This is a genomic window from Muricauda sp. MAR_2010_75 (assembly GCF_000745185.1).
Classification (GTDB): Bacteria; Bacteroidota; Bacteroidia; order Flavobacteriales; family Flavobacteriaceae; genus Flagellimonas.
In genome coordinates this window covers 4,072,470-4,084,990 of the sequence record NZ_JQNJ01000001.1, presented here as the reverse complement: position 1 = coordinate 4,084,990, position 12,521 = coordinate 4,072,470, and the positions used below count along the sequence as shown (strand labels likewise).

Genomic DNA, 12,521 nt, shown 5'->3' with positions numbered 1-12,521 from the left:
AACCGTTAACATAACTCCCCCTATATTTGCCGGCCAAATTGATTTTTGATACGTATATAGTATCGAGATCACAAATATGAACATTATGAAAAGATGGATAGGTTTTATACTACATCTTGCCATGATTGTAGTTTTGACGAGTTTTGGTACGTACACCGTAATGAAAAAAGTGAATGTGGAAATTCCAGATTCCTTAAAGGTGACTACGGACTTTGAAACACCCGCTCCCAAGGATTCCCCTGCATTCTCTGGTGAAGCACAGATTACCCCTCCCTTTTTGGGAAAAGCCTATAACGGTTTTAAAGATGCCCTGGCTTTTAAAGAATCCCAAGGAAAATACCATGTGGTGAACACATTGGGCTATTTGGGAAAATATCAGTTTGGGGGAAACACCCTGAATTTGATGGGGGTTTATGATGTGGACACTTTTTTGAATGACCCGATACTCCAGGAAAAAGCTTTTGATGTGAACGTTGCCCGAAACAAATGGATTTTGCGAAGGGATATCAAACGTTTTACGGGAAAACGCATTGGGGGTGTTGAAATTACAGAATCAGGTATTTTGGCTGCCGCCCATTTGGCCGGAGCCGGAAATGTGAAGAAGTACTTGCGATCCTATGGGCAGGAAGATGTTGCCGATGCCTACGGAAGTAGCATTTCATACTACATGAAAAAATTCGCGGGTTACGATACTTCCAAAATCCAACAACGGAAGAATCCAAAAATATAGTGGCAAGGTAAAAGTTAGCTAAAAACCCAGAATTCAGTTCTGGGTTTTTTTATGCCTGAATGATATAGATGGTCGGTCTTTTGTCCAAATCGATTTGGATTTCACTCCATTCGTGGGCACTTTTCGTCTGAATAAATTCGGTAGGCAGCGTAATATCGCAAGCAATACACAATCGGGTACTTTTGTGCAATGTTTTTATGAGTTCCTTGAGCAATTTATTGTTTCGGTAAGGGGTCTCCATAAATATTTGTGACTGTCCCTTTTCCCGTGAAAGTAGCTCCAGATTTTTTATCATCGCCTTACGTTCCTTATTGTCGATGGGCAGATACCCGTTGAACGCAAAGTTTTGACCGTTCATTCCGCTGGCCATCATGGCCATTAAAATGGAGGAGGGGCCAACGAGCGGAACCACCTGTATTCTTTTTTCATGGGCCACCCGAACCACTGAAGCTCCGGGATCGGCAATACCTGGACAACCCGCTTCAGAAAGCACACCAATATCAAATCCGTGAATGCAGGGGTCCAAAAAAGAGGGGATGACCTCTGGTTTGGTGTATTTGTTCAAGCTTTGAATGTGCAGGCTGGGCTGTGGCTTGCTAGGACTTACTTTTTTGATGAAACGGCGCGCAGTCTTTTCATTTTCCACAATATAGTGGTCAATCTTTTCAATGGTTCCCTTAAGGGAAATGGGCAATACCTCCAAGGGAGCATTGTCGCCCAATGTTGTGGGAATCAAGTACAATTTCCCCACCACCAAACCAGGTTTAGCTTGTTCCTGCGTTTCTTCCATAGGGTCAATTTAGTTTTTTCGCAATTGCCTCACAAGCTAGATCGATCATTTGATACACATCTTCAAAACCTTTCGTTCCACCATGGTAGGGGTCAGGAACTTCTTGAATGCCGACATTGACTTCGCTCAATAAAAGCTTTATTTTCTCAGCTTCTTGTTGGTTGTGGGCCAAATTGGCGATGTCCGAAAAGTTGCTCCGGTCCATCACGTAGATCAAATCAAACTCCCTAAAATCCGCTCGGGAGAACCGTCGGCACTTTTGAAAGCTAATATCCAATCCGTGTTTTCGTGCCACGGCAACCGATCTTGGGTCGGGAGGATTCCCTACATGATACCCCGCAGTGCCAGCGGAATCCACAAAAACGATATCGGAATCCACTTTGGATTGTAGAATACCCTCGGCCAATGGTGACCTGCAAATATTGCCCAAGCAGACCATCAAAACTTTGGTTTTCATTAAAAAGAGGGGTTAAGAGAACTTTTTGTTGAGGTCCTCTATATATTTTCTGAATTGTTTATCGGTTTCAGCAAGATTGTCCACCGTTTTGCAGGCATGAAGCACCGTAGCGTGATCACGCTTTCCAATCTGTGAACCAATACTGGCCAATGAGGCCTTGGTAAATTTTTTGGCAAAGAACATGGCCAACTGTCTGGCCTGTACAATATGTCGCTTACGGGTTTTGGATTGAAGGGTTGCCACATCCATCTCAAAATAGTCAGAAACCACTTTTTGAATGTAGTCTATGGAAACCTCACGCTTGGTGTTCTTCACAAACTTTTCGACTACTTGCTGTGCCAATTCCAGGGTAACCTCACGCTTGTTGAACGAAGATTGTGCAATCAATGAGATAATGGCACCTTCCAGTTCGCGAATGTTGGTCTTGATGTTCTTGGCCACATGGTCAATAATATCTTCGGGCATTTCCACACCATCCCGATACAATTTGTTCTTCAAAATGGAAACACGGGTCTCATAATCAGGGCTTTGCAATTCGGCGGAAAGCCCCCATTTGAATCGTGATAGTAATCGCTGTTCAATATCCTGCATATCCACCGGAGCTTTGTCCGAGGTCAAAATAACTTGCTTGCCATTTTGGTGCAGATGGTTAAAAATGTGGAAGAACACATCCTGGGTTCCAGACTTACCGGACAGGAACTGCACATCATCAATAATGAGCACATCTATCAATTGGTAAAAATGGATGAAATCGTTACGGGTATTCTTCTTTACCGATTCTATATATTGTTGGGTGAACTTCTCCGCAGAGATATAGAGCACCGTTTTTTCAGGATATTTATCTTTGATTTCCACCCCAATGGCATGTGCCAAGTGTGTCTTTCCAAGACCAACGCCTCCAAATACCAACAGCGGATTAAAGGATGTTCCGCCCGGTTTGTTGGCCACCGCCATTCCAGCAGAACGGGCCAATCGGTTGGAGTCTCCTTCCAAAAAATTGTCAAAATTATAATTGGGATTTAACTGGGATTCAATTTTAATGTTTCGAATACCAGGAATCACAAAGGGATTTTTTAGCTCGGGACTTTTGGAGGTAATGGGTACATCCAATTCCTGAGGTCCTACAGCGGTACGGTTAGAGCTTGGAATCTGCTCTGTGAACGGTTCCTTGTTCCCGTACTTATTTTCCATTTTTATAATATAAATGAGTTTGGCATTGTTTCCCAATTCCCGGGTCAAGGCCACCTTTAAAAGTTTTACATAATGCTCTTCAAGCCACTCGTAAAAAAACTTGCTGGGCACCTGAATGCTGAGCGCTTTGTCTGTTAACTTGATGGGCTTGATAGGTTCAAACCACGTTTTGAATGCCTGCGGTTGGATGTTATCCTGGATAAAAGCCAAACAGTTGTTCCATACGGAATTAGCAGTAACACTCATGAAGTTTTTCCTTGTTTTTGTTGGTTAGGTCAACGTTTTAGATTAAACATCCAGGGGGTATACAGATGCCTATTGGATGCGACAAATATGTGAACAAATCTTTTAAAAAAAAAATCAATTTGCCATTGAATGTTCTGTTTTTTTTTCGCATGTTGTCTGTATTTCAACCAGGACATTAAATATATAATTTTTCAGTTAAAAATTGGATCTAAATTCATATTCTTTTCGTGTGCGTTATGCAGAAACCGACCAAATGGGTGTGGTTTACCATGGTAATTATGCACAATACTTGGAAATGGGCAGGGTAGAGTGGTTACGGGCCTTGGGAGTCACTTACAAGAGCATGGAAGATAATGGGGTTATGCTGCCCGTAATATCGTTGCACATTGACTACAAAAAGTCTGCACTATATGATGATTTGATAACCGTGGAAACCCAGTTAAAAAATAAACCAATGGTCAAAATTGAGTTCGATTATAAAATTTATAACGAATCCAAAGAACTTTTGGCTACAGCCCACACGGTTTTGGCCTTCATGGATAAAAAAACCAATAAACCTATTCGTTGCCCAGATTATATTTTGGAAAAGCTGGATTCTTAGTAGTCAGTGGTCAGATTTCAGTTACGGGGGTATTGCCACCCGTCTCTCCCTAATTGCTCACTGTTTTTTGGTTTTAAACCTGAACTTGAGCTTGAGCTTGAGTTTGAGCTTGCCCTTGCCCTTGCCCTTGTCCTTCACCCATTCCCTTTCTTCATAATACCTACATCCTGCATTTCCTCAAACAATTGATGCGTCTCAACTGCTTCGCTTAACCGTACCGAAATGACCAACTCACAATCCATTTCCATTTTTTGGGATATGATGTTCAAATTTTTTTGTTTGATCGTTCGCATCACCTTGTCCATTTCTGGATATCCAAATTGAAGTTTGAATCGGGATTCAACTACTCGTTCCACAATCTTGGCATCTTCGAAGGCCATTTGGGCCGCAGTACGGTAGGCCTGAATCAGGCCGCCGACCCCTAATTTGGTACCACCAAAGATTCGGGTAACGGTTACCAGTACATTCGTCACATCAAAAGATTGAATTTGCCCATAAATGGGCATTCCAGCCGAATTGTTGGGCTCCCCATCATCATTGGCGCGGTAGGAACGATCTTGTTCCCCCAACTGCCAAGCATAGCAGACATGGTTGGCGGTATGGTGTTTCTTCCGAAGTTCTTCAACAATTGGTTTTACCTCTTCCTCTGAAGCAATGGGAAAGGCTTGGGCGAAGAATTTACTTTTCCGGTCCTTGTACAGGATTTCTTCTGAAGGTTTAACAATGGTTTTATAGACATCTTCTTTTTGCATCAAGACAAAACTACCTATTCAGATTGAGATATGTGATGTCTGTATATAAATCGGAAGTCAGGGGTAAGAACTCAGATAATATTATTGATTAGCGATAATTATTTATTGTCAATTGGTATTAGAATAGCGCTACCAATATGATGCTCAAAATAGCCAAAGCCACTCCGCCCCAGTTTTTCGGACTCAATTTTTCCTTAAAAAGCAAAATGCCCATTAGGGTGGATAACATGACAATGGCCACATTGTTCAAGGTAAAAATAGCCGCACTGCTCAACAAATCTGAACGCAAGGCGCGAATAATAAAATAGATGGAAAAATAATTGGGAACTCCTAATGCAATCCCGCCCAAAATGTTCTTAAAGTTGATTTTGAGCGGTTTTTTTTTGGAACGTATACCTATAAATAGAACTCCCGATAACGCAGCACAACCAAAAATCATGGATGAAAAAATGGGAACATCCTCATCCGTCAAGTGCAGCTCCTCAAAATATTTGATGCTGGTGTCAATAATCCCCGAACCCAGAAACACCAAAAAGGGAAGCAACAGGTCTTTTCGATTAATGACGATATGTTTTTCTTTTAATGAAGCCAAGTACACAGCCACCAAAGCTAATGTAATCCCGATTACCTGAATCCAGGTTAAACTTTCATTATACAACCAGATTCCAAAAATCACTGGGATTACCAAAGACATTTTAGTGGCCACCGAGGCCACTGAAACTCCTGCCACTTGGGCGGTCTTGGCCATAAGGTTGAAAATCGTAATAAAAAGAACCCCCATTAAAATAGGCCCCCAAAACCATGAGGTGTTCACCAATTGACGTACTTCTACAGAACCTTCATAGAGGAAAAAACCAGTGATGCAGGCCACCATATAATTGACGACAATGGCATATAGCGTTTGCACCTTGTATACATCGTACAGTTTAAAGACTACAAAAATTAGGGTGGAACTAAGAACGCTAAGGGCCAGGGCTATCATTTATAGAAATCGATTAAGTTGCATAACATCTTCTTGACCCACTTGAAGGTTCCAAACATGGATTCCCAAACTGGCGGCGGCATCAGTATTGTCTTTTACATCATCCACAAACAAGGTTTCATGGGCGGATAGTTGGTTTTGTTCCAATACAAATTCAAAAATCTCAGCATCAGGTTTTCGCATGCCCATTTCATAGGAAAGATAAAACATCTCAAACGCATTTTTAAACCGATTGAACCGTTGCATTCCCATCTGCTCTTTTACATATTCTATATGGAGGTCATTGGTATTGCTGAGCAAAAAGAGTCTGTATTCATTTTCTTTCGCCAGATTTTCAAGAAAGGTCAACCGCTCTTCCGGGAAATCGAGCAGAATAGCATTCCAAGCGTTCATCAAATCCGCTTTCTGGGCCATGGGAAATTGAAGCGATACCAGATCTAAAAAATGTTCGGAGGTCACCAATCCCTTTTCGTATTCTTTAAACAAACTATCCAATTCTGGGGTAATCCCGGTAAACCCAAATTTCAGCATTTCCCGAGCTGTGGCCGGTTTGTCCAAATTGATGAGTACATCGCCAAAATCCAGAATAATGTTTTTAATCATGGGTATAGATGGATAACGTGTCCGATAAAATTGATTGTTTGCTCTGAAGCTTTGCTTGGATATGGGGAGCAATGATGCCTTTTTCAAAAAAAATTTGCGCCTTGAAAATTCGGGCTTCATCCCATAGATCTTCATCAATAAAGGTTTGAAGCATCCGCGAACCTCCCTCAACAAGTACACTGGTGATGGAATGCTTGCGCAGCACCTCACAGATTTGTACGGCCACTGGTTTTGCAAAATCGATTACTTCGTAATCAACACCATCCACATATTTTGATGCGTCCCTTGTTTGGGTCAAAATCAATGTCTTGACAGACCCGTCCATCACATAAAAATGAGAACCAATTTTTAGGTCTTTGTCCAGAACCACACGAATAGGATTTTTACCTGCCCAATCTCGAGTGTTCAACTTTGGGTTGTCTTCCAGCACAGTTTGGGTACCCACTAAAATGGCTTGTTCTTGACTCCGCCATTGGTGCACCAGTTGTTTGGAGTAGGGGTTGCTGATCCAAAAGGGCTCAGGGTTGGATTTTCTTATTTTTGGGTCTGGGGCGATAAATCCATCCTCGGTCTCGGCCCATTTTAATATAATGTATGGGCGCTTTTTTTCTTGAAAGGTTAAAAATCGTTTTAAATGGTTTCGGCATTCATCCTCAAGAACACCCACTGTGACTTTGCACCCTGCCGCTTCCAGTTTTTCTATACCCTTTCCGGCCACCTTATCATGTGGGTCCTTAATGCCAATGACCACTTCAGGAATATTGTTTTTGATGATCAAATCAGCACAAGGCGGTGTCTTGCCAAAATGTGAACACGGTTCCAAGGTAACATATAAGGTAGCTTCATTCAATAAACCTTTATCCTGCACCGAATTGATGGCATTTACCTCGGCATGCGGGCCACCGTATGGACTGGTAAACCCTTCGCCAACAATTTTTTCGTTGTGAACAATTACGCAGCCCACCATGGGATTGGGAGCGGTTGTGCCGAGCCCCTTTTTGCCCAGTTCAATGCTTCTGAGGATGTATTTTTGATGTATATTCACCCCGCAAAAATAGAACAATAAACGCAACATGAAGGATATGGTGATTCGTGAAATCACACCTGAGGACAACGTCCAAGTGGCCCAAGTGATTCGAAAAGTTTTTGAAGATATGGGCATAGCCAAAGTGGGGACGGCCTATGCTGATAAAGCCTTGGATGATATGTACACGGCTTATGATGTGCCCAAAGCCACCTATTTTGTGGTGGAACACCAAGGGCGAATCATTGGCTGTGCAGGAATTGCCCAATTACAGAACTATGAAGGCAATGTCTGTGAACTGCAAAAAATGTATTTTTTGGAAGAAGCTCGAGGCAAGGGTTTGGGGTCACAGATGATTACCGTCTGTTTGGAAAAAGCCAAGGAATATGGTTTTGAGGCTTGTTATCTGGAAACCATGCCCTATATGAAGGCCGCCCAAAAGCTCTATCAAAAAAACGGTTTTGACTATATAGATGCGCCCATGGGAAACACAGGGCATTATTCTTGTCCGGTTTGGATGCTTAAAAAATTATAATGCTGCTAAGGGAAATCAAGAATATATTCCATAAGGAGCTGGATACTTTGTTTCCAAAAGAGGAGGTCGATGCCTTTTTTTACCGATGTGTGGAACACAACTTAAAACTGGAACGGTTTGTTTTGGTGGTGCAACCCGAACTCACTTTGAGCAAGGATGAGGAGCAACCTTTGTTTGAGGCACTCTCCCAATTAAAACAAGAACGACCCCTACAATATATTTTAGGGGAGGCCCATTTTATGGATTTGGAATTAAAGGTCAATGAAAGCGTATTGATTCCCAGACCCGAAACCGAGGAATTGGTGCAATGGATTTTGGATGATGTCGACGCTGAGCGCAGCCGAAGCGTCATTTCGACTCCGTTCAATGACCACAACTTGAAAATCTTGGACATCGGTACAGGAAGCGGCTGTATAGCCATCGCATTGGCCAAGCATCTTCCGCAAGCAAAAGTGTTCGCGCTGGATGTTTCCAAAAATGCCTTGGAAGTGGCTCAGGAAAATGCCAAAAGTAATCAAGTAGACATCACTTTCATCCAACAAGATATCCTTGAACTTGGTCCTGAACTTGGTCCTGAACTTGGTCCTGAACTTGATTTTGATATCATCGTCTCCAATCCACCCTATGTGAGGGAATTGGAAAAGGAAAAAATCAAAAAAAATGTAAAAAAATACGAACCTGGTACGGCGCTTTTCGTACCTGACGAGGACCCTTTGTTGTTTTATCGTGCCATAGCCCAATTTTCCAAAGCCAACTTAGAGAAAAAGGGGAGCTTGTATCTGGAAATCAACCAATATTTGGGAGCGGAAACCAAAGCCCTTTTGAAAGCCCATAATTTTTCGGAAATTGAACTCAGAAAGGATATTTTTGGCAATGATCGGATGCTTAAGTGCAAAATGTAGTAAATGAAAAGTATAGTAGTTTTTTGTGCAAGTAGCGAAGGAAACGACATTCAAATTGTTGACAGGGCTTATGAATTGGGAAAAACTTTGGCAAAACAGGATAGAACTCTGGTTTATGGTGGTTCCAAATTGGGTTTAATGGGAAAAGTGGCCAATGGAGCACTGGATAACAACGGAAAGGTGATAGGTGTGCTTCCCAATTTTTTAAAATCCAAAGAAATCGTGCATGATCGCGTACCGGAAATGATCATAGTGGACAGTATGCATGAGCGCAAAATGAAAATGTATGAGCTCTCGGATGGGATAATTGCACTTCCGGGAGGTTTTGGCACATTGGAAGAATTGTTTGAGATCATTACCTGGGGACAGCTTGGATTGCATCAGAAACCAATGGGCATATTAAATGTGAATGGTTTTTATGATGAATTATTGGCTTTCTTGGACACCATGGTCGTCAGGGAACTCCTTAAAATTGAAAACCGAAATATGCTTCTGGTTGATGACTCGTGCAGGGGGCTGTTGGAACAAATGGAATCCTATCGACCAGTAACAACTCCAAAATGGATTAAAAAAGAACATACCTGATAGATGACCAACATCAAAGAAAAAATAGAATCCCTGCGGGATGAACTTCGGGAGCACAACTATAAATATTATGTGCTGGACCAGCCTTCAATAACAGATTTTGAGTTTGATATGAAACTCAAGGAGCTTCAGAAATTGGAGGCAGAACACCCTGAATTTTACGACCCCACATCGCCGACTTTGCGCGTGGGTGGCATGGTGACCAAGAACTTTGAGACGGTGGCGCATGAACACCGCATGTACTCTTTGGAAAACTCATATTCCAAGGAAGATTTGGAGGATTGGGAAAAACGTATCCAACGTATTTTGGGTGATGTTGCCGTGGAATTCACATGTGAGTTGAAATACGATGGCGCTTCCATCAGTCTCACCTATGAAGATGGACAACTGGTGCGAGCGGTTACCCGTGGCGATGGCTTTCAGGGAGATGATGTGACCAACAATATTAAAACCATAAAATCCGTTCCCTTGCAATTGAAAGGGGACTACCCACCAAAATTTGATATCCGTGGGGAAATTATTTTAACCTTGGAAGGTTTTGCCAAAATGAACCAAGAGCGAATTGAAGCTGGGGAAGACCCCTATATGAACCCCAGAAACACGGCATCCGGAAGTTTAAAATTGCAGGACAGTGCCTTGGTGGCCCAGCGTCCCTTGGAGTGTCTGCTATACAGTATTGCTGGAAATAATTTGGGGATTTCCTCCCAATTTGAAGTCTTGGAGAAAGCACGCTCGTGGGGTTTTAAGGTTCCATCCGTGGCCAAACTTTGCAAGAGTATGGAAGAGGTGATGCAGTTTGCGGATTATTGGGACGTCCATCGCCATAATATGGCCTTTGAAACCGATGGGGTTGTGGTAAAGGTAAACAGTATTCAGCATCAAGAGGAGTTGGGCTATACAGCCAAGTCACCCCGATGGGCAATGGCCTATAAGTTCAAGGCAGAACAGGCAACTACGGTGTTGAACGAAATCACCTACCAAGTGGGGCGTACCGGGGCCATTACCCCAGTGGCCAACTTGGAGCCCGTGCTCTTGGCTGGAACAACGGTAAAGCGCGCCTCTTTGCACAATGCCGATCAGATAGCCAAGTTGGATGTTCGTGTTGGGGACACTGTTTTTGTGGAAAAGGGCGGCGAGATTATTCCTAAGATTATCGCAGTGGATTTCACCAAACGCCCTGTGGATTCCGTACCCACAGAATACATCACCCACTGCCCTGAATGTGGTACGGAGCTGATTCGGAAAGAAGGGGAGGCACAGCACTTTTGCCCCAACGACACAGGGTGTCCAACTCAGATTACAGGTCGAATCCAGCATTTTATTTCCAGAAAGGCCATGGATATTGAAGGTATGGGAAGTGAAACGGTGGAACTGCTGTTTAAGGAAGGGTTGATTTCCAATTATGCCGATTTATATACGTTGACCAAGGAACAGGTGATTCCGTTGGAACGCATGGCAGAAAAATCCGCTGAAAATCTGGTGAACGGCGTAGCGGCTTCCAAAGCCATTCCTTTTGAACGCGTCCTGTTCGCATTGGGCATCCGATATGTGGGGGAGACAGTGGCCAAAAAGTTGGCCAAAGCCTACAAAAATATTGATGCATTGATGGCCGCAAGTCATGAGGAATTGGTCCAGGTGGATGAAATAGGAGAACGCATAGCCGATAGCGTGATCAAGTTCTTTTCAGAACCCAGCAATTTGGAAATTGTGGACCGTTTAAAATCCTACGGATTGCAATTTTCGCTCTCTGAAGCGCAATTGGAAAACCAGACCGACAAGTTAAAGGGGCAAACCTTTGTGGTTTCCGGGGTTTTTGAAACTATCAGCAGAAACGACCTCAAAAAATTGATAGAGGACAATGGAGGCAAAGTAGCGTCTTCCATTTCTTCGAAAACATCCTTTGTAGTGGCTGGAGACAATATGGGTCCCAGCAAAAAGACCAAAGCGGAGAGCTTGGGGATTCCCATTATTTCGGAGCAGGAGTTTATGGAAAAGTTATAATTTTAAAGAGTTATGGATTTTCTTGGCGGATATGACAAATTAGTGACCTACATAATGATTGGTTTTGCCACACTTTATGTAGCAATTGAAGTACTGCTCAATTTAAATGAAGCCGAAGAGGATACATCCAATGTCATTCTTTTGAAAGCAGCACAGAGAAAGCTTTTCTTTATTCCCTTTGCTTTAGGGGCGATTCTTGGTCATTTGTTTTTGGGTACCGAGGACCCTAACTATAGCATGTCTAATTCCATGTATCCTGTGCTTATTCTTTTTGGTACAGCCCTTTTGAGTATTGGCATTGCTTACCTTTTGCGTCTCGACAAAAAAATCCCGATTTGGATTTTAAGTATTTTATTGGGTCTGGGACTTTTGTATGGACATCTTTTTTGGTCAATGAATTATTTGGAGGTGTTATGATACGTTTTGATATCAAAAAGAATGAAAAGTCCATTAAAATAGCCAAGATTGTGGTGGCCTCTATTTTGGGACTTATGGTATTGGCAGATATTATTTTGGTTGCTGTCGGGATATCCAATTCAGAAGTTCCTACTTTCAGCAGGGTTATTGAAGAAAACAGAACAGGGCTAATATGGTTGAACTTTTTGCTGGGTGGACTCGTTTCCAAAATTTTTTACAATAGAAAAGTTGAGGTAAAGCGGAAAGAAATTTCAGGTGTTTTTGCTTTTATGGCCGTGATTGTAATATTGGGTGTGTTGGGCCAATTACTTCCTGAAAAGTTGGATAATTCTGTACACTTTGCTATTATGATAGCGGGAGGTTTAATGGCCCATTTTGCTTGGCCACAATTTATTGTACATGAATCATCCACATAGCTTTTCGGCTTTTATGGAAACATTGAATGCACAGGAGCCAAACCCTGAATGGCCTTCTGCTTTACAGGCCTTATGGTACGATGCCAAAGGGGATTGGGAGGCTTCCCATGATATTGCGCAGGACATCCATACTACCATGGGCAGTTGGATTCATGCCTATCTACACCGCAAAGAAGGCGACAAATGGAACGCTGGATATTGGTATAGACAAGCGGGAAAACCGTTTCCAGAGTATTCGTTGGAGGAGGAACTGCAGGTTTTGGTAAATTCAATTGTCAATGGGCAATGA

General features: G+C 42.6%; 16 protein-coding genes. 9 read left to right on the top strand and 7 right to left on the bottom strand.

Translation table 11 applies throughout. The annotated features are described in order from the left end of the window. Positions 1–85: 85 nt before the first annotated feature. On the top strand, positions 86–730 hold the full coding sequence (locus FG28_RS18420) for a hypothetical protein (protein ID WP_036386866.1): 645 nt from the start codon (positions 86–88) through the stop codon (positions 728–730). Positions 731–779: 49 nt separating this feature from the next. Here FG28_RS18420 and FG28_RS18415 read toward each other — a convergent pair whose 3' ends face one another. The 3 genes from FG28_RS18415 to dnaA are packed head-to-tail and all read right to left on the bottom strand — an operon-like array spanning position 780 to position 3,414. Further along, the gene (locus FG28_RS18415) at positions 780–1,520 is read right to left on the bottom strand and encodes an SAM-dependent methyltransferase (RefSeq protein WP_036385447.1); all 741 of its coding nucleotides are present in this window, start codon (positions 1,518–1,520) and stop codon (positions 780–782) included. Positions 1,521–1,524: 4 nt separating this feature from the next. Then, positions 1,525–1,977 (bottom strand): low molecular weight protein-tyrosine-phosphatase, encoded by a 453-nt coding sequence (locus tag FG28_RS18410; protein ID WP_036385446.1) that lies wholly within the window; start codon positions 1,975–1,977, stop codon positions 1,525–1,527. 12 nt (positions 1,978–1,989) lie between these two features. Next, on the bottom strand, positions 1,990–3,414 hold the full coding sequence (dnaA, locus tag FG28_RS18405) for a chromosomal replication initiator protein DnaA (RefSeq protein WP_036385445.1): 1,425 nt from the start codon (positions 3,412–3,414) through the stop codon (positions 1,990–1,992). A gap of 202 nt (positions 3,415–3,616) precedes the next feature. On the opposite strand from dnaA, the gene FG28_RS18400 reads away from it, so the two are divergent. Next, positions 3,617–4,015 carry a thioesterase family protein gene (locus tag FG28_RS18400; RefSeq protein ID WP_036385444.1) on the top strand — a complete coding sequence of 133 codons (399 nt, stop codon included), beginning with the start codon at positions 3,617–3,619 and terminating at the stop codon, positions 4,013–4,015. 134 nt (positions 4,016–4,149) lie between these two features. Here the strand turns inward: FG28_RS18400 and FG28_RS18395 are convergent, their stop codons facing one another. From FG28_RS18395 to ribD, 4 genes are all read right to left on the bottom strand, one after another. After that, complete coding sequence (locus FG28_RS18395; RefSeq protein ID WP_036385443.1) at positions 4,150–4,767, bottom strand: YigZ family protein; 618 nt, start codon at positions 4,765–4,767, stop codon at positions 4,150–4,152. 118 nt (positions 4,768–4,885) lie between these two features. Then, positions 4,886–5,749: an EamA family transporter gene (locus FG28_RS18390; RefSeq protein ID WP_036385442.1), complete on the bottom strand. Its 864-nt coding sequence runs from the start codon at positions 5,747–5,749 to the stop codon at positions 4,886–4,888. Further along, positions 5,750–6,352: an HAD family hydrolase gene (locus tag FG28_RS18385; RefSeq protein WP_036385441.1), complete on the bottom strand. Its 603-nt coding sequence runs from the start codon at positions 6,350–6,352 to the stop codon at positions 5,750–5,752. Then, positions 6,345–7,427 (bottom strand): bifunctional diaminohydroxyphosphoribosylaminopyrimidine deaminase/5-amino-6-(5-phosphoribosylamino)uracil reductase RibD, encoded by a 1,083-nt coding sequence (gene ribD, locus FG28_RS18380; RefSeq protein ID WP_156102329.1) that lies wholly within the window; start codon positions 7,425–7,427, stop codon positions 6,345–6,347. The genes FG28_RS18385 and ribD overlap by 8 nt, the downstream gene beginning before the upstream one ends. Between ribD and FG28_RS18375 the strand changes: the two genes are divergently transcribed. Genes FG28_RS18375 through FG28_RS18345 form a run of 7 tightly spaced genes read left to right on the top strand, consistent with a single transcriptional unit; the run spans position 7,426 to position 12,521 of the window. Beyond that, entirely contained in the window at positions 7,426–7,911 is a 486-nt protein-coding gene (locus FG28_RS18375; RefSeq protein WP_036385440.1) for a GNAT family N-acetyltransferase, read from the top strand. The two genes, ribD and FG28_RS18375, sit on opposite strands and share 2 nt — an antisense overlap. Continuing rightward, positions 7,911–8,813 (top strand): peptide chain release factor N(5)-glutamine methyltransferase, encoded by a 903-nt coding sequence (gene prmC / locus FG28_RS20990; protein ID WP_036385439.1) that lies wholly within the window; start codon positions 7,911–7,913, stop codon positions 8,811–8,813. The genes FG28_RS18375 and prmC overlap by 1 nt, the downstream gene beginning before the upstream one ends. Before the next feature lie 3 nt (positions 8,814–8,816). Next, the gene (locus FG28_RS20985; RefSeq protein WP_036385438.1) at positions 8,817–9,398 is read left to right on the top strand and encodes a TIGR00730 family Rossman fold protein; all 582 of its coding nucleotides are present in this window, start codon (positions 8,817–8,819) and stop codon (positions 9,396–9,398) included. A gap of 3 nt (positions 9,399–9,401) precedes the next feature. Continuing rightward, entirely contained in the window at positions 9,402–11,399 is a 1,998-nt protein-coding gene (gene ligA, locus FG28_RS18360; RefSeq protein WP_036385437.1) for an NAD-dependent DNA ligase LigA, read from the top strand. A 12-nt stretch (positions 11,400–11,411) separates the two neighbouring features. Further along, complete coding sequence (locus FG28_RS18355) at positions 11,412–11,816, top strand: hypothetical protein (RefSeq protein WP_036385436.1); 405 nt, start codon at positions 11,412–11,414, stop codon at positions 11,814–11,816. Beyond that, entirely contained in the window at positions 11,813–12,232 is a 420-nt protein-coding gene (locus tag FG28_RS18350) for a hypothetical protein (RefSeq protein WP_036385435.1), read from the top strand. The genes FG28_RS18355 and FG28_RS18350 overlap by 4 nt, the downstream gene beginning before the upstream one ends. Continuing rightward, positions 12,216–12,521 (top strand): hypothetical protein, encoded by a 306-nt coding sequence (locus FG28_RS18345; RefSeq protein WP_036385434.1) that lies wholly within the window; start codon positions 12,216–12,218, stop codon positions 12,519–12,521. Before FG28_RS18350 ends, FG28_RS18345 begins: the two co-directional genes overlap by 17 nt.

Excerpts from the sequence above, each read along its gene's own strand:
- FG28_RS18420 (WP_036386866.1), top strand. The coding sequence starts at position 86 with ATGAAAAGATGGATAGGTTTTATACTACATCTTGCCATGATTGTAGTT.
- FG28_RS18415 (WP_036385447.1), bottom strand. The coding sequence starts at position 1,520 with ATGGAAGAAACGCAGGAACAAGCTAAACCTGGTTTGGTGGTGGGGAAA.
- FG28_RS18410 (WP_036385446.1), bottom strand. The coding sequence starts at position 1,977 with ATGAAAACCAAAGTTTTGATGGTCTGCTTGGGCAATATTTGCAGGTCA.
- dnaA (WP_036385445.1), bottom strand. The coding sequence starts at position 3,414 with ATGAGTGTTACTGCTAATTCCGTATGGAACAACTGTTTGGCTTTTATC.
- FG28_RS18395 (WP_036385443.1), bottom strand. The coding sequence starts at position 4,767 with ATGCAAAAAGAAGATGTCTATAAAACCATTGTTAAACCTTCAGAAGAA.
- FG28_RS18390 (WP_036385442.1), bottom strand. The coding sequence starts at position 5,749 with ATGATAGCCCTGGCCCTTAGCGTTCTTAGTTCCACCCTAATTTTTGTA.
- FG28_RS18385 (WP_036385441.1), bottom strand. The coding sequence starts at position 6,352 with ATGATTAAAAACATTATTCTGGATTTTGGCGATGTACTCATCAATTTG.
- FG28_RS18375 (WP_036385440.1), top strand. The coding sequence starts at position 7,426 with ATGAAGGATATGGTGATTCGTGAAATCACACCTGAGGACAACGTCCAA.
- ribD (WP_156102329.1), bottom strand. The coding sequence starts at position 7,427 with ATGTTGCGTTTATTGTTCTATTTTTGCGGGGTGAATATACATCAAAAA.
- prmC (WP_036385439.1), top strand. The coding sequence starts at position 7,911 with ATGCTGCTAAGGGAAATCAAGAATATATTCCATAAGGAGCTGGATACT.
- FG28_RS20985 (WP_036385438.1), top strand. The coding sequence starts at position 8,817 with ATGAAAAGTATAGTAGTTTTTTGTGCAAGTAGCGAAGGAAACGACATT.
- ligA (WP_036385437.1), top strand. The coding sequence starts at position 9,402 with ATGACCAACATCAAAGAAAAAATAGAATCCCTGCGGGATGAACTTCGG.
- FG28_RS18355 (WP_036385436.1), top strand. The coding sequence starts at position 11,412 with ATGGATTTTCTTGGCGGATATGACAAATTAGTGACCTACATAATGATT.
- FG28_RS18350 (WP_036385435.1), top strand. The coding sequence starts at position 11,813 with ATGATACGTTTTGATATCAAAAAGAATGAAAAGTCCATTAAAATAGCC.
- FG28_RS18345 (WP_036385434.1), top strand. The coding sequence starts at position 12,216 with ATGAATCATCCACATAGCTTTTCGGCTTTTATGGAAACATTGAATGCA.